Source organism: Halomarina oriensis (assembly GCF_009791395.1).
In the GTDB taxonomy this organism is placed as follows: domain Archaea; phylum Halobacteriota; class Halobacteria; order Halobacteriales; family Haloarculaceae; genus Halomarina; species Halomarina oriensis.
Map to the genome: position 1 here is coordinate 75,802 of NZ_WSZK01000036.1, position 22,510 is coordinate 98,311.

26 protein-coding genes and 1 tRNA gene are annotated in these 22,510 nt (G+C 65.0%); 7 read left to right on the forward strand and 20 right to left on the reverse strand.

Annotation, left to right across the window (positions count from 1 at the left end):
* Nucleotides 1-31 precede the first annotated feature (31 nt).
* From GQS65_RS19135 to GQS65_RS19225, 20 genes are all read right to left on the reverse strand, one after another.
* Entirely contained in the window at nt 32-1,129 is a 1,098-nt protein-coding gene (locus GQS65_RS19135; protein WP_158206228.1) for a hypothetical protein, read from the reverse strand.
* Nucleotides 1,130-1,804 (reverse strand): hypothetical protein, encoded by a 675-nt coding sequence (locus GQS65_RS19140; RefSeq protein WP_158206229.1) that lies wholly within the window; start codon nt 1,802-1,804, stop codon nt 1,130-1,132.
* A 90-nt stretch (nt 1,805-1,894) separates the two neighbouring features.
* Nucleotides 1,895-2,845: a hypothetical protein gene (locus GQS65_RS19145; RefSeq protein WP_158206230.1), complete on the reverse strand. Its 951-nt coding sequence runs from the start codon at nt 2,843-2,845 to the stop codon at nt 1,895-1,897.
* Nucleotides 2,846-2,854: 9 nt separating this feature from the next.
* Nucleotides 2,855-4,204: a baseplate J/gp47 family protein gene (locus tag GQS65_RS19150; protein ID WP_158206231.1), complete on the reverse strand. Its 1,350-nt coding sequence runs from the start codon at nt 4,202-4,204 to the stop codon at nt 2,855-2,857.
* Between the two features lie 86 nt (nt 4,205-4,290).
* Entirely contained in the window at nt 4,291-4,713 is a 423-nt protein-coding gene (locus GQS65_RS19155) for a hypothetical protein (RefSeq protein ID WP_158206232.1), read from the reverse strand.
* A gap of 2 nt (nt 4,714-4,715) precedes the next feature.
* Nucleotides 4,716-5,567, reverse strand: a complete 852-nt coding sequence (locus GQS65_RS19160; protein ID WP_158206233.1) for a hypothetical protein — start codon at nt 5,565-5,567, stop codon at nt 4,716-4,718.
* 58 nt (nt 5,568-5,625) lie between these two features.
* Complete coding sequence (locus GQS65_RS19165) at nt 5,626-6,024, reverse strand: hypothetical protein (RefSeq protein WP_158206234.1); 399 nt, start codon at nt 6,022-6,024, stop codon at nt 5,626-5,628.
* A 37-nt stretch (nt 6,025-6,061) separates the two neighbouring features.
* Nucleotides 6,062-7,030: a hypothetical protein gene (locus GQS65_RS19170; protein WP_158206235.1), complete on the reverse strand. Its 969-nt coding sequence runs from the start codon at nt 7,028-7,030 to the stop codon at nt 6,062-6,064.
* 10 nt (nt 7,031-7,040) lie between these two features.
* Nucleotides 7,041-7,478: a hypothetical protein gene (locus GQS65_RS19175; RefSeq protein ID WP_158206236.1), complete on the reverse strand. Its 438-nt coding sequence runs from the start codon at nt 7,476-7,478 to the stop codon at nt 7,041-7,043.
* Between the two features lie 2 nt (nt 7,479-7,480).
* Nucleotides 7,481-7,951: a hypothetical protein gene (locus GQS65_RS19180; protein ID WP_158206237.1), complete on the reverse strand. Its 471-nt coding sequence runs from the start codon at nt 7,949-7,951 to the stop codon at nt 7,481-7,483.
* 12 nt (nt 7,952-7,963) lie between these two features.
* A complete protein-coding gene (locus tag GQS65_RS19185) occupies nt 7,964-8,200 on the reverse strand; it encodes a hypothetical protein (protein WP_158206238.1) in 237 nt (78 codons plus the stop codon).
* Between the two features lie 211 nt (nt 8,201-8,411).
* Nucleotides 8,412-8,583 (reverse strand) — tRNA-Ala (locus tag GQS65_RS19190).
* Nucleotides 8,584-8,777: 194 nt separating this feature from the next.
* Nucleotides 8,778-13,040, reverse strand: a complete 4,263-nt coding sequence (locus GQS65_RS19195) for a phage tail tape measure protein (RefSeq protein WP_233265205.1) — start codon at nt 13,038-13,040, stop codon at nt 8,778-8,780.
* Complete coding sequence (locus GQS65_RS21740) at nt 12,970-13,323, reverse strand: hypothetical protein (RefSeq protein ID WP_233265206.1); 354 nt, start codon at nt 13,321-13,323, stop codon at nt 12,970-12,972. Before GQS65_RS21740 ends, GQS65_RS19195 begins: the two co-directional genes overlap by 71 nt.
* A gap of 90 nt (nt 13,324-13,413) precedes the next feature.
* Entirely contained in the window at nt 13,414-13,578 is a 165-nt protein-coding gene (locus GQS65_RS19200; RefSeq protein WP_158206240.1) for a hypothetical protein, read from the reverse strand.
* 121 nt (nt 13,579-13,699) lie between these two features.
* A complete protein-coding gene (locus tag GQS65_RS19205; protein WP_158206241.1) occupies nt 13,700-14,743 on the reverse strand; it encodes an HNH endonuclease in 1,044 nt (347 codons plus the stop codon).
* Nucleotides 14,736-14,927 carry a hypothetical protein gene (locus tag GQS65_RS19210; protein WP_158206242.1) on the reverse strand — a complete coding sequence of 64 codons (192 nt, stop codon included), beginning with the start codon at nt 14,925-14,927 and terminating at the stop codon, nt 14,736-14,738. The genes GQS65_RS19205 and GQS65_RS19210 overlap by 8 nt, the downstream gene beginning before the upstream one ends.
* A 71-nt stretch (nt 14,928-14,998) precedes the next feature.
* Nucleotides 14,999-17,059: a hypothetical protein gene (locus GQS65_RS19215; protein WP_158206243.1), complete on the reverse strand. Its 2,061-nt coding sequence runs from the start codon at nt 17,057-17,059 to the stop codon at nt 14,999-15,001.
* The gene (locus GQS65_RS19220) at nt 17,056-17,511 is read right to left on the reverse strand and encodes a type II toxin-antitoxin system VapC family toxin (RefSeq protein ID WP_158206244.1); all 456 of its coding nucleotides are present in this window, start codon (nt 17,509-17,511) and stop codon (nt 17,056-17,058) included. Before GQS65_RS19220 ends, GQS65_RS19215 begins: the two co-directional genes overlap by 4 nt.
* Nucleotides 17,508-17,870, reverse strand: a complete 363-nt coding sequence (locus tag GQS65_RS19225) for a helix-turn-helix domain-containing protein (RefSeq protein WP_158206245.1) — start codon at nt 17,868-17,870, stop codon at nt 17,508-17,510. The genes GQS65_RS19220 and GQS65_RS19225 overlap by 4 nt, the downstream gene beginning before the upstream one ends.
* Nucleotides 17,871-18,055: 185 nt before the next feature.
* Here GQS65_RS19225 and GQS65_RS21485 point away from each other — a divergent pair, with 185 nt between their 5' ends.
* Genes GQS65_RS21485 through GQS65_RS19255 form a run of 7 tightly spaced genes read left to right on the forward strand, consistent with a single transcriptional unit; the run spans nt 18,056 to nt 22,216 of the window.
* Entirely contained in the window at nt 18,056-18,208 is a 153-nt protein-coding gene (locus tag GQS65_RS21485) for a hypothetical protein (RefSeq protein ID WP_199268510.1), read from the forward strand.
* Nucleotides 18,208-18,678: a hypothetical protein gene (locus GQS65_RS19230; protein WP_158206246.1), complete on the forward strand. Its 471-nt coding sequence runs from the start codon at nt 18,208-18,210 to the stop codon at nt 18,676-18,678. The genes GQS65_RS21485 and GQS65_RS19230 overlap by 1 nt, the downstream gene beginning before the upstream one ends.
* Nucleotides 18,675-18,983, forward strand: coding sequence for a hypothetical protein (locus GQS65_RS19235; protein WP_158206247.1), 309 nt, complete (start codon nt 18,675-18,677; stop codon nt 18,981-18,983). Before GQS65_RS19230 ends, GQS65_RS19235 begins: the two co-directional genes overlap by 4 nt.
* Nucleotides 18,980-19,651: a zinc ribbon domain-containing protein gene (locus tag GQS65_RS19240; RefSeq protein ID WP_158206248.1), complete on the forward strand. Its 672-nt coding sequence runs from the start codon at nt 18,980-18,982 to the stop codon at nt 19,649-19,651. Before GQS65_RS19235 ends, GQS65_RS19240 begins: the two co-directional genes overlap by 4 nt.
* The gene (locus GQS65_RS19245) at nt 19,644-20,507 is read left to right on the forward strand and encodes a hypothetical protein (protein ID WP_158206249.1); all 864 of its coding nucleotides are present in this window, start codon (nt 19,644-19,646) and stop codon (nt 20,505-20,507) included. The genes GQS65_RS19240 and GQS65_RS19245 overlap by 8 nt, the downstream gene beginning before the upstream one ends.
* Nucleotides 20,508-21,287, forward strand: coding sequence for a hypothetical protein (locus GQS65_RS19250; protein WP_158206250.1), 780 nt, complete (start codon nt 20,508-20,510; stop codon nt 21,285-21,287).
* Entirely contained in the window at nt 21,284-22,216 is a 933-nt protein-coding gene (locus GQS65_RS19255; protein WP_158206251.1) for a hypothetical protein, read from the forward strand. Before GQS65_RS19250 ends, GQS65_RS19255 begins: the two co-directional genes overlap by 4 nt.
* Nucleotides 22,217-22,510 lie beyond the last annotated feature (294 nt).

The following is a 22,510-nucleotide window of genomic DNA, read 5'->3' on the forward strand; positions in this document are numbered from 1 at the left end:
GGCCATCGCCTCTTGAGTAGGGCCTGTGGCATCATTCGTTCTCGGGAGTGTGAACGATGCAGCCGGCCTGGATTTCACGAGCAGCGCCCGATGACGAGAGCCCGACCTGCGAATCGCCGTTGTCCACACCGATGAAGACGTCGCGGGGGTGGTTCGCCGTGTTCGTATGCGAAGCGATAGGCGTCTCCCCGGAGACGTCCGTAAAGCGCGTCGACCCGTCGCCGGAGAGAATCGTCTTGAGGCGCGTCAGCGATTGCGTGCCGGTGTCGTCGGTCGGGTCACCACCGACGAGCACGAGGTCGATGCCTTCGGGGACCGGCCCGAGGTCGGGGCCGATAAGCCGGGCCTGATAGACGTTGACCGTCTGTCCGGGGTCGATACGGGCGGTCAGGACGTACGCGACGTCACCCTCCAAGACCAGCCCGCCCTCTTCGGCCTCGAACCAGTTCTGGGAGAGGTCTTCGGCGGTGATGTTGCCCGCACTCGACGAGGAAAGCGTGATGGACCCCCCGAGTGCGACCGACCCACCCCCAGAGAGCGAGCCCTCGGTCTGGATCGTCACCGCGTCGTTGGCGAAATCCTCGTTGGGCAGCGGATACGCGGTCAGTTGCGAGGCCGGCCCGCCAAGTTGGGGCTTGGGCACCTCGCCCTCGGCGGCGTCCCACACCGTCGTCTCGCCGGCGGCAATCGGCTGGTCGGTCACGTCGAGGGGGGCCTGTTCGACCGACACGCCCGCGTGGGCAGTGAGCGCGGTCGACAGCGGTGGGAGCGCGGTGACCGACTCGGCATCGGCGGTAGTATCCCACTCGATGAGTGGCGTCCCGTCGGGGGCTTCGCCGGCGGCGACCCGCAACCGATTCGCGGCGGGTTTCCGAAGCGTCCCGACGTTCGACACCGACAGGTTGCGCAGGTCGAGTTCGTCCGGGCCGCCCGCGGCGTGGCGGGCGACGTGCTCTGTAATCTCGCTCTTGAGCGTCTCGACGTCTTTCGACAACGCCCATAATGTGAAATTGTCGAACTCCGCAATCGGTTGCTCTCCGCCGTTATACGCTGCCTCCTCGTAGTTCTGCGGTTCGACGCCCTTGTCGGTCCAGACGAACGATTCGCGCGGTGCGATTTCGAGAACCATCTACTGTGAGCCTCCGTGGGTGCCCGGTTGGTCGGTCGGTCGGCCACCGCCGGCCTCACCACTGCCATCCATCTCAGCATACCGGCCTTCGCGCCGGAGTTCTTCGTCGGCATGCTGGACGGCCACTGTGAACACCTGTCGGAACTCCGCGTAGGCGTCTTCACGCTCTGCCAGTGCCTCGCGGCGCTCGCGGAACTCGGTGAGGCGCTCGTCGATATCCTCGATGACACCGCCGAGGTCGTCGTGAGGTACCTCTTTCATGACGCCGAGCTCGAGCGGAACGGAGAACGTCGGGGCGGCCTCCGCGTCCTGCTCGCTGGCGTCGGCCACCTCCCCGCGCAGGCGCTCGGCTCCGTCGATGAGTTGCTCGGTTTTCGAGAGCTTCTGACCGAGTTGCTGGTGTTGACCGACCAGCTCTTCGTGCTTGGCGGTGAGGTCGGCCTTGGCTTGGTGGAGCCGCTCGCGGCGTGAGTCGCCGTTCGTGTCGCGGAAGTACCGCTCGAACTCGTCTTCGGCTCGCTGGCGGATGGCTGTCTCCTCGTCGGGAGCGCCGTCAGTCTCGACGACTACCTCGCGGGTGTCGCCGGCATCAGCGTCAGCGTCCGGGGCAGCGGCTTTGTCACTGTCGGTGCGTCGCTCGTCGCTATCGGTGTCGGGGAGTGGTGTGTCGGACATGAGTGGAGGGGAGGGAAAGGGAAGGGCTGGGCGTCAGCAGGGACTGTGGAGGGCTGTCAGGAGCGAGGCGCGACGGCCTCTTGAGCAGCGCTACAGCGTCACCTCGGCATCGGGCGTGTAGAGCAGCGAGGAGTACTCGCCACCCCCACTCCGGGAGACGACCGCGCCCGCCTCGTCGGTCGCGTAGCTCTTGGCGTAGCCTTTCTCGGGGTCGTTGACGCTGTTCTCGGCGTCAGCGAGCGACCGATGCTCGAAGCCACCGAGGAGCGTCCCGAACAGGCGCACGCCCGCCGCTTTGGCATCCGTGAGCACCTCGACGAACTCGTCGAGTTCGACGGCCGCCTCATCGAGGTCTTCGCGCTGGACCGAGAGGTCCATCCGGGCCGGTTCGGTCCCGAAGGGTTCGTCGATGCGAATCGCCTCGGGGCTGGTCTGCAGGATGGCCGCCGCCGCCTCCTTGACGTCGGCGATTGTCCCGCCGCCGATACTCACGCGCAACTGCAGCTTCAGGCGCGCTCGGTAGTGAGGGTCGGTCTCGTCACGCTGACGCGGCGTGTCGACGAGTGCGCCGAGACTGTCGAGTGCGCCGTCCTGTGCGGTCTCGACGTAGCGTGCCAAGACCGTCTCGTCACGGGCGTACGACAGGCGCTCGAATTCGTCGCCGAGCGTCTGCAGATACGCGTCCCACGGCGTGTACTCGTCGTCGCCGGGCTGGGCGCTCGGCGTGACGGGAAACGGTGTCTTGAGGAACTCGCTCAGGCGCTCGCGGGCCGCCGCCGAACCGGGCGGGTCGAGCGACGACACCAGCGACTCGTACTCACCGACTGCGTAGGTCGCCTGCGTGGTGGCATCGGCCTGTCCACGGGTGGGGTCGCCGGTCCCGAGATAGCCCTGCCCGATACCGGCATCGCCGAGAAACGGGTGGTCGCTCGTCTCCCTGGCAGGCGAGGTGCCACCGAAGCGACCCTCGCCGACCGACCCGTCGCCATACGCGCTGGGTTGGCTTTCCGTCGTCTCCTCGTCGTCGGGCGTTCCACTCATGGCTGGTGTTCAGGGCACCTCGGTGGTCGTCGTCGTGATGTCGATGCTCGCCGGCACCGTCCGGGCGACCTCTTGGGGGCCGATGGGGACGTTCGATTGGCCGTAGTTCTGGCTCGGCGTGGCGAGCGTCACGTCCGCCTCGAAAACGGAGTCATCGAGGAAACACGCCGAGGCAATCCGCCCCTGGGAGACGTCGTGGCCGATAGGCGTCCCCGCCCGGAGTTCGCCGTCGGTCGTCCGCCCACCGACGTAGTTGACGATGGCGTTGGTAATCTGCGTCTCGCCGTCGGTGGGGAACTCGTCGGTGACCTGCAGGGCGATATCGACTGACAGGTCGACCTGCCCGGCCAAATCGAAGTTGACGTCGTAGGCCTGCCCGTGGACGACGGCCGTGCCCGTCACCGCCCCGCCGGTGTTGATGCCACCCGAGGCGGTGTCTTTGATTGTCTGGGCGATGTCGTCGGCGTGGCCCTGCTCGGCGAGGACGGTCACGCGAAACGCCTTTGGTGGGATGCCGTCGACGGCCTCCATCTGGACGTTCTCTTCGATACTCGCGTTGTCGACGACGTCCATCGCCGCGACGGCCGCACGGATGTTCTTCAGACTCGCCTGCCCGCCAAAGCCCAACTGGGTGCGATAGCGCTCTTTGAGTTCGCTATCGGTCTCGCGGTCGACACCGCGTTGAAACCCATAGCTCGACCCGTCGGCACGCGTCCCGGCCTCGCCCGTCGGTTCCGGGTTGGTGACGCCACTAGGCGGGATGCCCTGGACGGGGTCGCGGATGCGCTGAATCGCCCCCGACGCAACGTTGGTCGCCGCCCCCAGCCACCGCTCGTCGAGGTCGGTCTCGACGGGCGACAGCGCGGCAATCGAGACGCGCTCGGCGGTCTGTTCGCCAGCGGCGAGACGAGCGGCGTGCGTGGTTCGGAAGGGGATAGCCGGTTCGTCCTCGGTGGCGGGGGCGAGAACGGTCGTCCCGGCGGGGATCGTCAGGGCGCTCGGAACGGGGCTACCAGCGTCGAAGGTGACCTCGCCGGTCGCCCCGCGTCTGACCTGGCGTTGAACGCCCGCAAGTGCGAGCAGGCGGTCGAGGTGTGCGCCGAAGCTGTCCTCGAAATACCCGGAGTAGAACAGTTCGCGGTTGGACTGCCAGGCATCGTCGAGGGCGTCGGCAAACACTTCGAGAAGCTGTTGTTCGGCGGACCCGCCCGCCGGGTCGTAGGTGGGCAGGCGCTCGCGGAGCGCGCTGTCCATCCGCTCGAAGATGACCTGTGTCTCGGGAACGGCAAACGAGCCGTCGGACTGCACGCCGTACTCGGAGGCCGCCGCAGCGGCCTGTGGGTCGTACTCGTCGGGCATGGATGGATGGGGAAGAAGGCGTCAGCAGGGGCTGGTGCGGCGTCGGTGGTGAGGCGCGGAGTGGTGAGCGAGACGTCGGTGGGGCGTTACGCGAAGGTCCGAGGGGTGAACGAGAACGTCGCCACCTCGCCCTCGCGCAGTTCGACTGTCACGGTCACGTCGAGATTCGAGCGGTTCACCGCCGGGTTGCCGTCGATATCGATAGTCGGCACGGCCGCGACACGGCCGTCGAACAGCAGAATCCGCCGGAGTTCCGTCTTGAACGACGGGACCGACGACCCCAACAGCCGCGAGAGAACGCGCCCGTAGCGGGGTCGGAGTGGGTCGTCACCCTGTGGCGTGAGGACGGCGATCTTCAGGTCCTGAATCACGGCATCGACGTCGTGGACGCGTGCCCACCCGCCACGGCCGTTGGGCTTCGGTGACCCGTTGTCCGTGAGGGCGATGGCAGTGCCGTACGTCGACCCCTTCGGTGGCGTGTCGTCTTCGGGGAGTGGTTCACCGGCCATGATTACGTGCTACTGCCGCTTTCGAGGTCGCTGATACGCTGTTCGTGGTCGTCGAGCGTCGTCTGCTGGACGTCTTGCGTGTCCGACAGCGACGTCGTCGACGTGCTCGCGGAGTCGGCGGTCGTCTGGGCGCTCTCGGCCGTCGCCGCAACGTCAGCCAGCGTGTTGCCCTGCCCGTCGGTGATGTCCCCACCGGCAGTAATCGAGCCGTCGACGACGAGGTCGCCCGTGACGTGCAGGTCGCCGTCGGCGAGTATCTCCTCGCGGAGCACCGAGAGCGCTGTCCCGTTCTCGTACTCCAGCGTAATCTCCGTATCCGAAACGAGCGCGGAGTGGCCCACCGCGTGTTGGACCTCCCACGCTCCCGTCTTCGCTTCGGGGCGCATCCGCATCCACGTCCCCGACTCGTGCATCCAGAGCCACTCCTCGGGGTCGTGGCCGTCGGCGGTGGCCGGGACGGCCTCGAAGTCCGTCCACACCATCGGCATGAACACCGCGTCCCGAATGTCGTGTTGGCGTTGCTTGGGGACGTCGACCAGGAAATCCGGCGTCGTCAGAAACTGGTCGATAGGGTCTTTCGTCTGCAACAGGAGGCCGTGGTCCCACTTCTTGATGGGCGCGGTCATCCCATACCCATCGCCGGCGTAGTAGGAGGCGACGGGGACGTTGTCGACGACGACGCCACCGCCGGGGCCGTCGCCCGCCCCCGACTCCGGTGGAGCGTCTTGGTGGGCGACGACGACCCGCCGTGTCTCGGGGTCGGGTTCCTCAACGACGATAGCGAACGTCGCCGTGTAGAGGCCACGCTGGTGGGTGCGAATCCGCCGGTTGAGTTCGGTGGAGAAATCAGGCATGGGTGGAGGATGGGGGTGTCAACAGGGACGGCAGCGCTAGAGGGTCGTGGAGGGTCTGTCACTCATGGACGAACACCTCAGCGTCCTCAGGGAGTGCTTCGCCCACCGCATCGGCAAGCGCCGTGAACGCAGACCGCTCCATTTCGTCGGTCGCTCTCATCTCCACTTCGAGGGTCGTATCCCGATAGTCCCAACAGCGAATCTCCGACCACGTGTCGGAGACGGCTTCGGCGCTACTGGGCACGTTGCCCGGCTCAAACGGCGTTTCGTCCGAACTCTTGTGTGCGTCAACAACTCTGGTTGCGGGCATTATCATCTGCTCGCCGAGACGCTCGTTTCCTTCTGCCCGGACGTAGATGGCGAAGTGCTCGGCCCACCGCTTGTTGTTCCCACTCCACTCGTCGTTCTCGGCTTTCGGGTCGTGTTCGACACCCTGCGACTGCGTTTCGTCTACCATACTCTACACACTCACCCATCGCCTCTTGAGTAGGGGTTCAGACACCGTCGCGGTCGTCGGGGTCAGCCGCCCGCTCAAGCTCGTCTTGTTTCGAGAGGAGCAGTTGTTTCATCGAGGGGTTGCCGGGCAGCGGCGCGCTGTAGGTGGCGGCCGTCGGCGTCAGCGTGCCTTCGACGTAGTGGTCGCCAGAGACCGTATCGGAGACGAACTCGTAGTCGCTGACGAGATACTCGCCGTTGTAGCCCGGATTGCGCTGGCTCTGCAGACTCACAGGCGTGTGTTTTCCAATCGCAGCGTCGAGATACGCCCGGAACGACAACTCCTCGCCACCGTCCTGCGTAGAGTTCCCCGTCGCCCGCGACACGCTTTGGAGCGTGCCCTCGGTCTGGGTCGAGAACAACTGATAGCCACCCTCGCCGGGCGTGCCCGTCGGGTGAAAGTAGAACTTGCCGCCTCTGGCGTCCCACTCCCACTGCTCGCCGGTCATGCCCTCGGCTTCTTTCGTGAGACGGTCGAGGTGGTCACGGACCGCGAGGTCGTCTTTGACCGCCCACGCGCCGTCGAGCGGTTGACCAACCGACTCGACGATAGCGGGCGTCCCACCACCGGCGTTGGCGTTGAGTTGCCGGGCAATCGTGGCCGGGTCCGCGTCGAACCACGTCCGGTTGTACCGGAAGGCGTACGCCTCGCTCGTCGCGTCGACACCCTCTAAAACGTATTTCGTGTCCGCACCGCCGTTGGCCGGCTCTGCTCGGGAATCCTCGATGCGCCCCAGACACACGCCGCCCAGACCCGTCTCGGCCCACCCGAGGTCGATCTGCACCTCGTCTTTCTTCTGCAGTGTCGACCACGAGGCTTCGGCGAGGTTGTAGATGGTGATGGTGAAGCCCAGCCCCTCTTCTTTGGTCGAGACCGATACCTCGAAATCGAGGTCGTCGGTGGGCCGCCCGAGGTGTTCGACGGTCACACCGTCGAACGACAGGCGGCGTTGCTGTTGATAGCGCATTGATGGATAATTACGCCTCGCTCAGGTCGAACGGGAACGCCTCGCTCTCCGGGCCCGGATAGCACACGAGTTCGACCCTGCGCCCCAGGTTGCTCGCATCCACCTTCTGGGGGCGTACCTGCCCCGTGTAGCGGAAGGTGAACACCAGCACGTCACGATAGCGATAGGGCCGGTGGATGACCGCCGGCGCGTCGACGAGCGTCACGTCCTCGCGCGTGGGGCGGCGGTGGACGACCTCCCAGAGCCACCGTGCAGCCGGTGGTGAGTAGGTGAACGAGACGTCGAGGCGCTGGCCGGGCCACGAGAACAGTTCGATATCCTCGAAGGCGAAGTCCTGTCTGTTGGTAATCGCCTGTTGAAACTGGTCGAGGGCCAGGCGCTCGGGTTCGCCATACCGGAAGGGGACGAACGTCTCGCGGACGTCTCGGGGGTAGGATGGCTCGGACATGCTCAAAGTGGCTGAAACGGCTGGGAGGCCCCCGCCGACGGGCGGCCATCGGGCGCACGGCCGGCCGACGACCCACCCGAATCGCCGAAGCCACGCCCACTCAGGCCTCCCTGTTGGATTTCCGTGATGTCGATAGTCGTGTTCCAACTCCCCGGCGTTTTCCCCGTCGTCGACGGGGCCACGGACGTCACGGCCGCCGAGGGAAGCGAGAGGGTCGCGCCGACGACGCTCACGGGTTCGGCCCGTTCGGTCAGCGCGACGAGCGCGCTCTGGGTGGCGTCGTCACACCACGCCTCGATAGTCAGCGTCTTCGGGTCCGGGCCGACTCTGGTGCCCCAGGTGTAATTCGAGTCCACCTTCCGCTCGGGGACGGACTGACTCGCCTGGGCGTCCTCGGCGACGTTACCGAACACTTCGACGCCACCCACGTCGGTGAGCGGCGACCCGCGAAGCTGGATTTTCTGAATGGTCATGTGGTGAGCGTGTCAGCAATCGATGGCACGGGCGCGGTCAGAACACCACCAGCACTCGTATTCGCCCCACGTGAAGTGGTCGACGTACTCGGTCTTGAGCCGACCACAGGTCTGACAGGGGCAGAGTTCGCCGTGGAGCGTGTTCTTCGTATAGCGGCGATTGTCCTGGTCGTAGCCGACCTCGTTGTGTCCGGTGCAGACCACACACGGGCACTCGGCGTGGGTGTGGCCGATGGCGAGCGACATCATAGCAGGCTCAGACGCCGTGGTGCTCGTACGCTTCTCGGCAGTCGACGTCACAAAAGAGGCCACGTCGCAAGCGACCCGAGGCCGAGGCGACGACGGAGTAAACGCCATACGTCGAGTTGGCGCGGTCACCACACCACTGACAGACACCCGTGCCGCGGATGGGTGTGGCGACGTCAGTGTCTGTGTTGGCGAGGTAGTGTTGCATAGGGAGTGGACAGGGCTGGACTCGAACCAGCACGTTGCGATGCGCCACCGGCAGGGACGCCGGCCGCTCTTCCACACCAACAGAGGGCAACATCGGGCGCGTCTCCCGGCCAGCCTGTCGGGGGTACTCTACGCGGGATGGACGCGAGTCGTCCGCTCTACCCTTGAGCTACCTGTCCGCAATGAGCCAACCGAGACTCGAACTCGGAGGACTGGGTCGCTTCACCACGAGGCAGTGCAGTCGGTCACCCACTGGCCGGGGCGTCCCCCGACTCTGCACATCCCGTGACTCGATTCCTTCCCAGCGACGTCCCTGTCGTCTTGGCCCTATCACGAGGACGTGTCGGTCAATCTAGAGTCTTGCGGTGGGGCGTCACTCACCACCGCGCCCGACACCGACACCCGACCGGCCACGGCGCAACAGGCCGGTCAGCGCGCCGTCGAGGGACGCGGGGTCGACGCCTTCCTCACGCAGGATGCGCCGCACCTCGCCGATAGTCGTCCCGGCGTCGATGTTAGTCTGCTCGATAGTGACGCCCGACGAGCCGTGTTTGGCGACCGCGCGACCGATGTCGTCGGCCGACGGGCCACTCGACGCCTCGGCCGTCTCGGGCGTCGGTGGCTGGGGTGGGCGGGGTGGACTGGGCGGCCGGGGTGGGGTCGGAGCCGCCGGGACGCCGGGCATCGATAGCCCGGCGAGCGTGGGCGTCGGCGTTGTCGGGACCATACCGGCCCCCTCGGGCATCGCCGACGCCAGCACGCCGGAGAACGTGCTCGCCAGCGTCCCCGACTCGCTCTCGACACCCGACGCGAGCGTCTGAGGAACCGACCCACCGTGGTCGGTCAGACTCGACAGCGGCCCCCGCTGGGCGTCCGAACTCGGGAGGAACGGCAGGAGGTCCTTGAGGACGCCGATGAGCGCCTGTTTGGCCTTCTCGGGAGCGTTGCGAATCCCATCCGCCAGCGCGCCGATGAAGCCCGCACCGGCGTCGTACCACCAGCGTGCGACCTTCGGCAGCATCTCCTCGGGCGTGAGGAGCGTGGCGAACGTGACGTCCAGCCCCGTCAGGAGGCCACCGGCGATAGCGTCGAGGACGCCACTCCCGAACGCCCGTGCGTCCGAGAGCACCTCACGCGGCGAGGGCACCAACCCACGCAGGAACCGCCGCGCGTCGGCTACGCCCGTCTTGACGTCCGTCACGAAGGCATCGACGGGCGCGCCGACGAGGCGGTCGAACCCCGCCCGGGCGTCGTCAGCAGCCGACTCGGTCGCCCGCAGACCGGCGACGAACGGTCCCAGGGCACTCGCCCCGGCCGCACCGGCCACGTCGGCAGCCCGGTCGGCGTAGCCCTCTAACGGGCGGAGCGTCTCACCGACCGCATCGCCGAGCGCCTCCGCGCCCATCCCGACGGCGCGGAACTTCTTGCCGAGGCGGTCGGCTCGGGTTTCGAGTGCCGCCGCGGTTCGCGGGAAGCGGTCCTCGAAGGCCGGCCACAGCGACGCGAAGCGAGACTGGATGCTCGCCACGGAGTCGTCGACAGCCTGCTCGGCAGCACCGAACGCATCCGTCACGCCCAACCGGTCGGGCAGCGCGGCGAGTGCCTGACGCGCGTCGCTCGCCCCCCGCCGGAGTGCGCCGAGCGGGTCCGGCGAGACGTCGTCGAGAGCGGCCTGCAGCCGGGTCACGCCGTCCGTCGCCATCCCGAGCGGGTCGACCGCCAGCGAGGCGAGCGCCCCACGGAGTCGCCCCGTCTCGGATTCGGTCGCGTCCATTTCCCGGCGAGCGACCTGCAGTTGGTTCTCCGTCGCCGCCAGCGCCTCGGGCGGGGCACCAGCCGATTCGAGCGCCTCCAACTCCCGTTTGAGTGCGTCGATCCGCCGCTGGGTGGCGTCCACACCACGCGACCGGACGACCGCCGTCGCGGTCAGGCCACCGAGCCCACCACCGGCGAGCGTCCCGAGGTCCGACAGGTCCCACTCGCTCGTGTCTACACGCGGCGTGAGCGTCGGGTCCTCACCCAGCGAAAGGTCGGGGACGAACTCGCCCCACGACAGCGGATTCAACACGCTCGCCCACCCCGGCCACGAAACGTGCTCGTCGAGAGAGACGCCCGTCACGAACTCCGCGAGACGAACCGGCGCGACGAGACTCCCCAGCGTCGCGTTGGTGAGGAACGCACCGAGGTCGACCCCCGACACTCGCTCGCTGAGGTCGAGCGTCGGGACGTACTCGCCCCAGTCGAAGCCAGGGATGAAGTTCATCCACCCCAGGACGGGGACGACGGTCGTCCAGTTCAGCGGCGGGACGAACGACTCCCAAGACAGCCCGCCCAGCGCGTTCTCGATAGCGTCGCTCACACCACCGCCGGTGAGCAGGTCACCGATAGCCAACGGCGGGACCGCCGCCGTCCACGACAGTCCGCCGAGCCGGTCGGCAATCGCACCGGGCACACCAGCAGCGGCGTCGGCCGCCTGACCGGGCAGCCCCGCCAGGAACGCACCGGCGTCGAAGTTCTCGATGCGCTCCGTGACGCTATCGATAGTGTCGGGTAGGCTGATGAGCGGGTCGAGCAGTGTCATGGCCGCGCCCGCCAGCCCACCGAGTTGCGAGGCCGCCTCGTCGACCCCGCCACCCGTCAAGGCGTTGACGAGGTCGTAGAACAACTCGAAGGGCGTGAGCACTGCGTCGAGACCGAGCCCGCCGAGCGCCATCGCTAGCCCGCCGACCGAACCCGCGAGGTCGAGCGTCCACCCCAGCAGGTCACCGCCCAGCGCGAGCAAGCCCTGCACCGGCGAGAGGACGGCGTCGACCGTCCCACCGAAGTCCGAGACGGCCGCGCCCAACAGGAGCGCGCCACCGGCCATCGCCGCCCACCCGATGGGTCCGAGAGCGGCGAGGAATGCCCTCGCAGCACCGGCTGCAGCGTACAACGAGGGGACGACCGCCCCGCTCGTCACCGCTGCCAACACCGTCTGCCCAGCCGACGCCGCGTAGCTTGCCGCACTCGATGCGTAGGTCGCCGCCGTGGAGGCCCACGCCGCGACCTTCTGTCTCGCCAGCGACAGTGTCGCACGGTTCGTCGCCGCGGTGTAGAGGTTCTGTGCGCCCGTCGCCGCGTTCGAGGCGAGCGTCTGGGCGGTGGTGGCCGCTGCACTCGCCCGCGAGGCGACAGCCGAGGCTTTTGAGGCCGCTGCCTGCCGGTAGGTCGACGCCGTGGAGGCTGCCTGCGCCGCCTTCTGTCGCGTCAGCGCCATGAGGTTGCCATTGAGGGCAGCCGTGTAGGTCGCCTGTGCGCCAGTCGCCACGCGAGACGCGGCTGCTTGTCCGTACAGAGCAGCTCGATACGTTGCCGTGTTTTTCGCGGGCGCCTGCTGGATGGTGTTCGAGATTGCGACCTGCGCGTACATCCCACCGACAGCAGTAGCGGCCGTCCCGAGTGCAGCGGTGAGGCCGAAGACGGCCACACCCGTCGCCTTCGCTAACCCCGGGACGCCGTTCAGCACGTCGAGAAGCGACATGACCGCACCCGCGCCAGCGTTCAGTGCAGGTTTAAATCCTGCGTACATATCCTGAGAAAAAGAACTAATTGAGCCACGGATATACTCGATTCTACCACTCAGCGATTGCATCCGGGCATCCGCGAGTTCGGCCGCTGTGGAGGCCTCTTCGAGCGAGTTTGCGAGAGACTGGGCTGACTCGCCATCAGCGATCCGGCCGGCGAACAACTCTGCTGCTCGCTGGTCAACGTTCAGGCCAACCTGAATCTGCGTCGCTAGCTGTTCTTCGCTCATCTCCGAGCGAAGCGACGTCAGTTGCGAGAGAACGTCCTCGGTGTTCATGTCCGCACGCAGGTCGAAGGCGATGGCGTCCTGGCGGGAGGCGAGTTCCTCCGTCGAGAGGTCGCCGAGGTCGTCGATAGCCCCCGCGAGGTCACCGGCCGCAACCTCGTTTACGCGGTCCCGGAGCGCTGTGACGTCCGAGATAAGGGGCGCAACAGCGCGCGAGCCTCTCGCTCCAAACGCGTCAGTAAGGACCTGCAGGCGCTCACCTTCGGGCAGGTCGTTCATGTTCTCGCCGAGGATACGGACGATCTCGGAGAGGTTCTTGAAATCGCCGTTCTTGTCGAGGAACGAGTCCGCCGACAGGCCCACCTGGGCTAGAGCCTCAGACGCCTTCTGTGACGGCGAAGCCAGTCGTTGGAACATCTGCTGAAGCCCAACTCCAGCACGTGAAGCTCTCAGACCTCTGTCAGAAAGAATTCCGATGGCCGAATTTACTTCTACTAGAGACTGTCCTGCAGCCGAGGCGGCCGCACCGGTATACTCTAGCGCGGCGTTCAGTTCGTCCATCGTCAGCGCGGACGAAGCGAAGGTCGTCGCCATCTGGTTGGCGATGCTCCCGGCTTGGTCTGCGCTGAGTTGGAACTGGTTGAGTGTCGAACTGACTGTCCGCGCAGCAGCGCCGATGGAAAGCGTGCTCCCGGAGGCAAGCTCGGCGACTGAGCCCATCGACGCCATCGATTCCTCGACGGAGAAGCCAGCGAACGCGAGTTCACGGAAGCCCTCAGCAGCCTGGATAGCGTCGACCGGGAGTTGAGCACCCAGCCGGGAGCTTTCCTGTCTGAGCCGCTCCATCTGGTCGGAACTGGCTCCTGTCGTGGCTTCCACCGTCTTCAGGATGGAGTCGACGCGCATCCCCCCCCTGAGCAATTTGGGTGAGGCCGAACGCGAGGCCACCGGCGGCGGCCCCCAGTCCGAAGAAGGCAGTCTGAAGCGAATCGGCTTTCGAGGCTGTGGTTCCGAGCGTGTCAGCCGTCCGGTCACCGGCTTCGTCGACCGCACCGAGACTCGTAATCGCGTTCCCAGCGTCGGCCCGAATCTCGACGGTGAGGCGACGGATGAGTTGCCCCGACGCCATCAGAGCCACCTCCGGGCGCTGTCGCTACTGGCCGGTAGCGATGGCTCTGAGGACATAGTGAATTACGGAGGGTAGTGATTAGCAGACGGTTCAGACGGGACGTTCAAGGAGAAATCCCTGAATCGCCCCGCCGTTCATCAGCGGGTATTTGACCTGCCAGCCGTTGGCGGCCTTCTCGTTGAGAGCGTCGGCGTACGACGCGAGTTGACCACGGGGAATCTCGAACGTCTCGTACTCGAATCGCTGTTCGCTCATGCGTGCAGTAACGTTTGTAGCGCTACAAATAGCTACGCGCTCAGGAGTGTCGAGGATTGAGACAGCGTCGGCTGGTCGAAGAACCCGCCTGTGGAGGGCGGTTATGTGAAATGACGTTCTGTCAGGTCTTGTCTCTTACGCTGTGTGTATCTCCTTCAACGAGAACTGGATGAAGTAGCTCCCGGGTGTAGAGTTCGGCAGTCCGGTGGCACGACCGACAGAGAGCCATCAAGTTTTCTTGAGCGTGATTCCCGCCGGCCATGATAGGGACGATGTGGTGGACGTCGAGTGCGCGGCCGTTTTCTTCGCGCGTCGTATCACACCACTCGCACTCACCGCCGGTCGAAGCCCGTGTCTCCGCCCTCGCCGACGGAAACGGCACTGGGCCGAGTAGCTTCTTGACAGCATCGTAGATGGATTTTCCCCCACGCCAGTTGGGGTGACCTTCGCCGGAGTATAGGCGCGAACGTCGCTCTGACGCGCATTCGTATCCGCAGCAGACGCGGGTAGATGCACGAGATGGCGTTTCCTCGAACGTATCGCCACACTCCGCGCACTCCAGTTCGACCCGATTCCGAAGTGGGTGGGCCTCACCTGCCCTGTCTGAGAGCCAGTCGCCCGCGCATGACTGCGAACAGAACCTGCGACCTGCTGTATTTCCCGTTGGAACCTGGAATACGTCGCCACAGCTTTCACATTCGATGTCTTCGCGGCCACCCCAGGCAGGGTTAGCTTTGCCGCCCATATCCAACCCTTCAGACCGCCACTCCATGTGGCATTTGGGACTGCAGAACCGTCGGGATTTATCTGAGGGGAAGCGCTCGTGTGTTTCTCCACACCAGTCGCAAGTGAGGGTTATCTTGCCACCCTTCCATGCGTGTGCGTCCTCGCCGAGCCGGTGTTCAGATTTCCACAGACCATGACATTCTCGGGAGCAGAACTTGGACTCTTCATCGCCCCCTTGAATCGTCGCGCGAGCTTTCTCGCCACACTGCTTGCACTCGATGAGATCACCTGCAATGCTACCGTCGTGGTCTTTGCTCCGCCCGTAGTGGACTTTGAGGCCCATCTTGCTCTCCGTGTCGTAGTCGCACCCGGGGCTTGGACAGTAGTAGCGGTCGCCATCGTGCTCGACTTCGAGCAACTTGTCGCCGCGGTTACCCATCGTCGCCCTCGCACACGACGTCTCGCAGCTCGTCGAGTAAATCGGGACGGTGCTCGGCGAGGATGGCGATGTCTCGGGGGAGTTCCTTCGTGATACGTGAGCGGACACGCGAAGCCGACTGTTGGCGCTGGTGTTTCGTCGCGTCACCTTCACCGGCGAGGTATTCGCGGTCGGTGTCCGTCATGATGGCTCGATAGCAGTTGTTGCAAATACGATTTCTTTATTCAGTCTGACCCGTGAAACTGAGTCGGATTCTTACCGGAACTCAGACCACGGATCGAACGATTGTAATTTGTCCTCTATCACTGATAAATCATCGGTCTCCCCGATCTGCAAGTCGGCCGGATCTTCCTCGATGGCGCGCATCACGTGGGGTCCTGGGAACGGGTAGTTCACGTCGTCGTCACCGAGGTCGAGTCCGAGCTTGCCAGCCCGAATCACGTTCGCGGCCAGCCACATGTTGTACCAGAGCACCGCGAAATAGAACACCTGCACGCGGATGTAGTACCGCGTCGAGCGCGACTTCGCCAGGAAATCCTCCTTCAACTTGCGGTAGCCGGTCTCTATCCCCCATCTCGCCCGGAAATCATCGGCCAACTCCAACGGCGTCAGCGGCATCTCCCGCTGCTCTTCGGTGAGGCTCTCCGTGTCGATCTCTTCGTCGGGGCTGTCGGCCACCCAGTCGATGTTCGTGTAGAAGGCGATCCACTTGTCCTTCGGGTCGTCGGGCTCCTCCTTGTACAGTTTCGACTTCTTCTCGGACTCCATCACCCAGAGGTTGTGTCGCTCCGGGACATCGCTCACGCCCCACTTCGTGGCCTGCCAGTCCTGCTCGTTCTCGATGGCGTGGTCCATCATCTCGTCAATCTTATCGGCGCTCTGTTTCGCCTGCATCACCCACCCGAGGCGGTCGAATTCACCGAGTGCACGCGCCGAGTCCTCGTTGTAGAACCCGCTGTCGAGATACGCGCGGTTCACGTCCATCATCGTGTCCGCCATCCAGAGCGCGCGCTTCAGGAACGCGGCCTTGTCGCCGCTGGTCTTCACGAGTTCGGACATCAGAATCGCCGGGGCGTCCGCGCCGACGAGAGAGCAGCTGATGAACTGCCACGCGTGGGAGGCGTTCCGCGTCGCCTTCGTCCCGCTCGCCCCCAGCGTCTCCGGGTCGCCCCGGAAGAGGACGTCGGTCGTGTCGAAGGCCACGGCGTGCTGACCGTCGTAGTAGCCGTGCTTCGAAATGATGTCGTGCAGTTCCTGATTCGCCGCGAGAAACATGTCCCGAATGTCCTCAATCACGCTGTAGAAGTCCCGGAACTCCAGTTCCTCCACTTCGTCTTCATCGAGGTCTTCGAACTCATCGAGGCCCAACTGACGCGCCTCTCCGTCGGGCTCTTCGGACTCGTCGTCGGTGGAGTCCGTTTCGTCTTCCTCTTCGTCATCTTCGCCCCAGCCCACCAGGGCGACCTTCCGCAAGTGGTAGCCGAGTGTCCACCGCGAGGGGATGTCGTCCTCGTCGAGCCAGTGCTTGTACTTGAGGCCGTCCGCAGCGGTCGTGAGGTGGACGTAGTCCCGCGCAGCGCTGGCGAGCACCCGCAGGAGCATGTCCTTGGAGTGTGTGACGCTCTTGTCCCGGTTGAAGCGGATGTACGGGTACGTCTTCTTGCGCAGGTCGCGGAGGATGAGCGTCAGCGGGTACTCGCCCTCGCCGTCGGAGATCGTCTCCGGGTAGATCGGGGCGCGGAGGTCCTCCACTTCGACGCCGTCCTCGTGGAGCTGGCGAACGGCGGCCTCAGCCGCGTCGTTCAACAACCCGGCGGCGTCGTACCCCGACACGTCGTCGTCCATGATGTCTTCGGCGCGGTTGAGCGTGGACCCGCTCATCGACTCAATGCGGAGTTTCTCCCGAAGGGAGGTCCGGCCCTGAATACGGTCGCCCACGCGGTACTCCTTCGTCTCTGAGAGTTGGTTGTACAGGTGGCCGCGCATCAGGTCCTCGCCGTCTTTGTAGGTGCTCCAGTCGTCGAAAACGTTCTTCGAGGGGTAGTACGGGTGAAGTCGGAGCCTCCCGACGGCTTCGGGAAGATCGGCACCGTTCTGGAGGTGCCGAATCAACTGGCCTTCGATCCCGAGATCCCACCAGTCGGTCAGCGTCATCACCGTCTCCGGTTCCGGCGAGTTGTAGACGGAGGAATCCGAGGTTTTAGCGAGGTTCGTCCCGCGTACCAACTGGTCGTCGGCTGTCTCGTCCTGTTCGTCGTCGGGGACGTTGGTCACCCACTCGCCGTCCTCGTCGAAAGGCGACCCGCCGTCCGTCATTTCTCAGGGAGCTCAATGTCATCCGGGACGAGTGAAAACCCAAGCGTCCGAAAATCACTATCGAAGGCGAAGATGTGTTCTGCGTCAACTTCGCCTGCAAGCACCCCGGTCGAATGGTCCACGAATGAGATTTGCTGGTCATCAAAGCGGCCAAATTCGCTACAGACGGCGGCGAATTGAGCAGCGTCGGGGTGAAGTACAGTCACCACTGGAGACTCCCGGATGCGCTGTAACGTGTCCATGGCCTTCTCGTGGCCCTTCTTCCGCAAGATTAACGTCGTCAATTCGCTGAGGACGTATCCTGTCGTATACATCGGCCGAAATCGGAGGTCTCCGGACCGGATTGCGTCCATCACCGCACGAGCGCGGTTGTGCCGAGGAGAGTTTTCCACGAAGTGCGCGAAAAACGCGCCAGTATCGACGAACAGAGGTGCGGTTCCTGGCCCACTCATCCCTCAATCTCGCCGTAGAGAACATCATCGATCTCGTCTTCATCAACGGGTTCGTCAACCGAGAACTTCGGAGCAGAGAAGAGTGGATCATCAGACTCGACCTCATCGGGCGCTGTGGCCGTGTCTGCCGTGTACCACCAGACAACCGTCCGACTGCCGAGGGAAATCTTCTCCAAACGTCCTTCGTCCTCCAACCGACTCAACCGCCGGTACGCAGTTGACCGGTCGATACCAAACCGGTCAGCCACCTCCTGTGCGGTGTGAAATGGACGCCCTTCGGCGAAGTAGCTCATGATGTCCTCGTTGCCCAGTTCGGACTCGAACTGTCCACTTTCGTCGCGTTCGGTGTTCCCAGACATGGATAATCGACCTCTGGTTCAGGGTACAATCCATACACTAATAGATGTACCGATAGGCTTAATACCGTGCACTATGTAGTGTACGGTGAGGAAGCCCGGTCCCTCGGGGCGAGACCATCGCAGGAAACGCCCGCGTGTTGGTACCACGCGGGCCGGGTTCCCCAGCAAGTGAAGAACCCATGTCAATGAAGGCATCCGGCGGACTTCAGAGTTCCGCCACGGCGACCGAATCGACTGATGAAGACATCTGCGACGAATGCGCGGAGCTGGCCGACGGCTTCCCGTGCGCCGACTGCTACATCAACAGCGACGCCGAGTTCACGGGGGAGTTTGCGTGATGCAGCGGCGAACGTTCCTCGGCGCTGCGGCGGCGCTCACGACGCTCCCCACGGTCGAAGCGGCCACCAGCACCGACGACGAAGCCCCGGACACGCAGGTGTGCGACGTATGTGACGCTGAGAAGCCCGCGGGGATGGTCGAACGGACGACCGTCGAAACCATCGCCCCGCTCGAAGCAGACATCTGCCGGGCGTGCCAGCACGTCCAGAACCACGACAACGGCGACGGGCAGTGCATGCAGTGTGGCGACGACGTCTCGCCCGGCTTCTACTTCGAGGTGGAGTTCCCGCTCGGCGCGGCTGAACTCCCCGGGATGCTCGCCGGCCAGCTGTGTGGCGAGTGCGCGGCGGACATGGCCTGCGACGTGAACTTCTCCGGCGTCGATGCCGATGAAGACGCGCACGAGCGGCTGATCGAGATTCTCGACGAAGAGACGCGGCGGATGAACGAACTGGAGGGCGACCGATGACGCTCCCCGAACCCTCCGACGTGATCGCACCGCGGGACGATCTCCCCTACGACACCGCCGACTTCCTCGGCGAGATGTTCGTGGGCGCGTACCCGAGCGGTGTCGTTCTGGAGTACCACGGCCTCCAGCTGTACAGCCAGCACTACGAAGACGGCCCGCGGGTGTGGGACATCCACGCCGAGAATGACGCCCTCATCGAGACGGTCAACCTCAGCGCGTTCCAGACCGTCACCGAGTTCCAGGAGTTCCTGGACAAGATCGTGGCCTACGGCCCGACCAACCGCGACGAGTGGGTGAGCCGATGAGCAGCACCCCCCTCCCCACGACGGTCGGCCAGCGCCGCCCGCTCGGGGTCACGCCGGTCGGCGTGGACGTCGGCGTGAAGAACCTCATCGCGGCGGCCCCGGCGGACGGCGACGTGGAGTCGGCGTTCACCATCGAGGGCGGTCACATCCGGACGCGCCACGAGGCGCTCGTGGAAGCGATGCGGGCGCTCCAGGGCGCGAAGTTCGACAGCACCGAGGGGCAGATCCAACTGTTCGCGGCGCTGTGGCACCAAATCCGCCCGCAGGTCTACGACGCGGCTGTCCGCGTCGTTCGGTACGCTCAGGAGTTTGCCGGGCCGATGCTGGTGCTCGAAGACCTGCCGTTCTGTGACGCCCCGCTGTGGGAGCGCCGGACGGCCTCGGACGTGGGAACGTGGTTGCTCCCGGCGCTCCAGCACGCCATCGCGGCGAAGGCCTGCGACGCGGGCATTCCAGTGACGTACGTCGATCCGAAGTACACGACTCAGCAGTGCCACGTCTGCGGCGACCTCGGCTCTGTCAGCCAGGACGCCGTGGAGTGCACCACCGAGGACTGTCCCGTCGGCACGGTCTCCAGAGACGAGAGCGCCGCCCTCAGTATCGCACAGCGAGCCCCCTCGCTGACCTTTAAACGCGACCAGTCCATGAAACCTGTTCACCATGATTGAAGACATCAACCGCGACGTATTCGTGCGGATTCAGACCGACCTGCTGGTGGTCGGCGACAGCATCATGACCGACCGCCATCACGCCTCGAACGGCAACTACGAGGACGACGACCCACAGAACCAGATCGGCGGCATCATCCCCGCCTTCCCCCTCTCCGGGTGGCTTCGCCACGGGATGGAGGAAGTCGTCCACAAGTACGACGGCACCGCCTGCCACCCCGGCGAGGCCTCCGCGAACTTCATGAAGAGCGACGTCTACGAGCGCGACCTCGATGACGGCTACCACGAGAAAGGCGCGTGCACCGACAACCCGAAAGAAGACGACGGCTGCGTGGTCTTCGACCTCTTCGGCGGCTTCGGTGGCGTCCCCGGGAAGGTGATGCGGCGGCCGATCAAATTCAACCCCGTCCGCTCCAGCGTGGACTACACGCGCGGACAGGCCGAAGGCCACTACCGGCGACTCAACCGGAACATCGTCTCCCGAAACCGGGAGGACAACCGCGAACCGCTCCGGAACGCCGAAGTGGACGCTGTAGCGAATCTCGACGGCTGCTGGCACCTCTCCTTCCGAGAGACGAAACCCGAGTTCATCGGCCTCCTGGCCGAGAGCATCGACTTCCTCGATCTCCACAAGACCGACTTCATGCACCAGCTCGGCGGTGCGCGGAATTTCGGCGCGGGGATCGTCGATTGCCACCTCATCAATCCGCTCTACGAGGAGCGCGAACTGAAGCGCGTCTTCGACCGCGGGAAGGGCAACACGAACAAGATGGACGAGAAAGACGACCAGTGGGCCGAAGAGTATCGCCCGGCGTTCGTGGAGGCGCTGGAAGAACGCATTGGGGAGGGGCCGTAGATGCCCGAGAACGCCAGCCTCACCGACTTCCAGGGCGACGGCGGCCAGGACGAGATGGTCGCCGCGTACCGCCACGACGCCCACAAGATGAACGGCCAGCCGCACGACTACGCCCCGGAGACGTTCGCCGGGGTTCCCGTCAACCAGACGGTTCCCCACGGCGCGGACGGCGATGCGTCGGCGCTCAGCCGGCCCAATGGGAAGCCTGAGCAGACGATGGAGAACCACGAGACGCTCTACCGGCTGTCTCTCATCGAGGGCGAGAGTCGGTACGACCCGGAGGAGTTCACGAGGAATGGCGTGGAGAGCGCCGTGCGCGACCTCCTGACCAAGAACGACCCGGAGACCATGCATCGGGCGTGGCTGGAGAGCGGCGTCGTCTCGGCGTTCAACGAGAGCGTCTACTACCCGTACACGAGTCTGAAGTACCACACGCTCCTCGTGGCGGCCCTGCTGGACAACTACCGCGACGGCCACGAGTTCGCCGATCTCCTCCTGGTCGTGGACCGCGCCGGGGAGATCGTGCCCCACCGGACGGTCTACGCAGGCGATGACTTCGCGCTTCGAATCGACGAGAGCGCGGGCGGGCGACCGTCGGCGCGTCTCGGGAGTCGGCCGTGGCGGTCGTGGGCGTCAGCGTGGAAGCGCCTGACCGCGCACCCGCTTGACGCCGCTCACGACAAGTACGACATGGTGCTCGACGCGAATCTTCGCCGGATCGGCGCGTGGTCCACCGCACTTCAGTACATCGAGGACTTCCGGGAGGCGTTCGACCGATGACGCGCATCCAGCAAGTCCATTGGGAGTTGGAGATGGACTACATCGGCCATCCCTACTACGTCTCGGGGAACGCCATCATGCACGGGCTCGGCCAGCAGCTCCCGCACGACGTCCACCGCCACCTGAACGCGAGTCATGGCGTCTTCGTGCCCGGGCAGTTCGGGACGTTTCCCGAAGAACACTCGCAGAGCGGCATCCGGCCGTACCTCGGGAGCGGGCTTCCCGACGTCGAGAGTTACGACGACCTGTTCCTGATGCGGCAGGCGTCGCACTCGTGGCTTCTCGACTCCCGGCCGCGAGACGCGCTGAACACCCACGACATCCGCGTTCAGAGCGGCCACCCGGCGCTGTCCCACGCGACCATCATGGGGAAGCCCGAGGGTGCGCGGAAACAGCAGCAGACCACGAAGTGGTACATCAACGCGTACCTGCACGCCGACCGGGACGACGTCCTCCCGCTCGACGAGAGCGCCCTGGATGGCCTCCAGTTCGGCGGGAAGCGCAACTACGGCTACGGCATCACGGCGCTGAAAGACACGCAGGTCGTAGACTTGGAGGCGTTGGACTACTCGCGTCTCGAAGACGGCGAGGCGTTCATCCTCGAACTCGTGACGCCATTCGTGCTGGAGTCGGAGTATCCGAACGCTCACGACCAGGACGTTCCGTGGTGGTGGAAGGAAGATCGCCGCGATCTCCGTGAACGTGAGGAGAAGGTGCTGGAGCAACGCGAGGTGTACAAGCTCCAGACGGTGGACCACGGGCAGGTGGTCGCCTACGAGGGCGACCGCCCGGTAGAGACCGCAAAGAGCGGCATTCTCCGGGTCGGCAGTCACTCGAAGTACGGCTTCGGAGAGCTACGAGTGAAGCCGGTCGAACCCCGGCCGGACCAGTGTCAGAACTCAGAGGAAAAGACGAAGGTCACCAGGTGAGATAGCTCATGCGAGACGGAGGTATCGGAACGAAAAATACACGCCGCAGACTGAAATAAAAGAAAATCGTATTTGCAACAACTGATACGGCCACGAGCCGCGTGGGTTCTGGACGGACGAGAACTACGACGTGAACTACCGGGCGCGTAGCGACGAGTAGTCACTGACTCCTGAGCATCCGGGCCTACCTGGCCGGGGGCCAACGGGGTTGGTGGCACACCCAAGGGGATCCACGGCCCCGATGCGTGCCCCTTCAGTAGAACACCACGTCACATTGCGGACTGCCCGGCGTGG

Coding starts and splice junctions, on each gene's coding strand:
- GQS65_RS19135 (WP_158206228.1), bottom strand. CDS start 1,129: ATGGTTCTCGAAATCGCACCGCGCGAATCGTTCGTCTGGACCGACAAG.
- GQS65_RS19140 (WP_158206229.1), bottom strand. CDS start 1,804: ATGTCCGACACACCACTCCCCGACACCGATAGCGACGAGCGACGCACC.
- GQS65_RS19145 (WP_158206230.1), bottom strand. CDS start 2,845: ATGAGTGGAACGCCCGACGACGAGGAGACGACGGAAAGCCAACCCAGC.
- GQS65_RS19150 (WP_158206231.1), bottom strand. CDS start 4,204: ATGCCCGACGAGTACGACCCACAGGCCGCTGCGGCGGCCTCCGAGTAC.
- GQS65_RS19155 (WP_158206232.1), bottom strand. CDS start 4,713: ATGGCCGGTGAACCACTCCCCGAAGACGACACGCCACCGAAGGGGTCG.
- GQS65_RS19160 (WP_158206233.1), bottom strand. CDS start 5,567: ATGCCTGATTTCTCCACCGAACTCAACCGGCGGATTCGCACCCACCAG.
- GQS65_RS19165 (WP_158206234.1), bottom strand. CDS start 6,024: ATGGTAGACGAAACGCAGTCGCAGGGTGTCGAACACGACCCGAAAGCC.
- GQS65_RS19170 (WP_158206235.1), bottom strand. CDS start 7,030: ATGCGCTATCAACAGCAACGCCGCCTGTCGTTCGACGGTGTGACCGTC.
- GQS65_RS19175 (WP_158206236.1), bottom strand. CDS start 7,478: ATGTCCGAGCCATCCTACCCCCGAGACGTCCGCGAGACGTTCGTCCCC.
- GQS65_RS19180 (WP_158206237.1), bottom strand. CDS start 7,951: ATGACCATTCAGAAAATCCAGCTTCGCGGGTCGCCGCTCACCGACGTG.
- GQS65_RS19185 (WP_158206238.1), bottom strand. CDS start 8,200: ATGATGTCGCTCGCCATCGGCCACACCCACGCCGAGTGCCCGTGTGTG.
- GQS65_RS19195 (WP_233265205.1), bottom strand. CDS start 13,040: ATGGAGCGGCTCAGACAGGAAAGCTCCCGGCTGGGTGCTCAACTCCCG.
- GQS65_RS21740 (WP_233265206.1), bottom strand. CDS start 13,323: ATGGCGTCGGGGCAACTCATCCGTCGCCTCACCGTCGAGATTCGGGCC.
- GQS65_RS19200 (WP_158206240.1), bottom strand. CDS start 13,578: ATGAGCGAACAGCGATTCGAGTACGAGACGTTCGAGATTCCCCGTGGT.
- GQS65_RS19205 (WP_158206241.1), bottom strand. CDS start 14,743: ATGGGTAACCGCGGCGACAAGTTGCTCGAAGTCGAGCACGATGGCGAC.
- GQS65_RS19210 (WP_158206242.1), bottom strand. CDS start 14,927: ATGACGGACACCGACCGCGAATACCTCGCCGGTGAAGGTGACGCGACG.
- GQS65_RS19215 (WP_158206243.1), bottom strand. CDS start 17,059: ATGACGGACGGCGGGTCGCCTTTCGACGAGGACGGCGAGTGGGTGACC.
- GQS65_RS19220 (WP_158206244.1), bottom strand. CDS start 17,511: ATGAGTGGGCCAGGAACCGCACCTCTGTTCGTCGATACTGGCGCGTTT.
- GQS65_RS19225 (WP_158206245.1), bottom strand. CDS start 17,870: ATGTCTGGGAACACCGAACGCGACGAAAGTGGACAGTTCGAGTCCGAA.
- GQS65_RS21485 (WP_199268510.1), top strand. CDS start 18,056: ATGAAGGCATCCGGCGGACTTCAGAGTTCCGCCACGGCGACCGAATCG.
- GQS65_RS19230 (WP_158206246.1), top strand. CDS start 18,208: ATGCAGCGGCGAACGTTCCTCGGCGCTGCGGCGGCGCTCACGACGCTC.
- GQS65_RS19235 (WP_158206247.1), top strand. CDS start 18,675: ATGACGCTCCCCGAACCCTCCGACGTGATCGCACCGCGGGACGATCTC.
- GQS65_RS19240 (WP_158206248.1), top strand. CDS start 18,980: ATGAGCAGCACCCCCCTCCCCACGACGGTCGGCCAGCGCCGCCCGCTC.
- GQS65_RS19245 (WP_158206249.1), top strand. CDS start 19,644: ATGATTGAAGACATCAACCGCGACGTATTCGTGCGGATTCAGACCGAC.
- GQS65_RS19250 (WP_158206250.1), top strand. CDS start 20,508: ATGCCCGAGAACGCCAGCCTCACCGACTTCCAGGGCGACGGCGGCCAG.
- GQS65_RS19255 (WP_158206251.1), top strand. CDS start 21,284: ATGACGCGCATCCAGCAAGTCCATTGGGAGTTGGAGATGGACTACATC.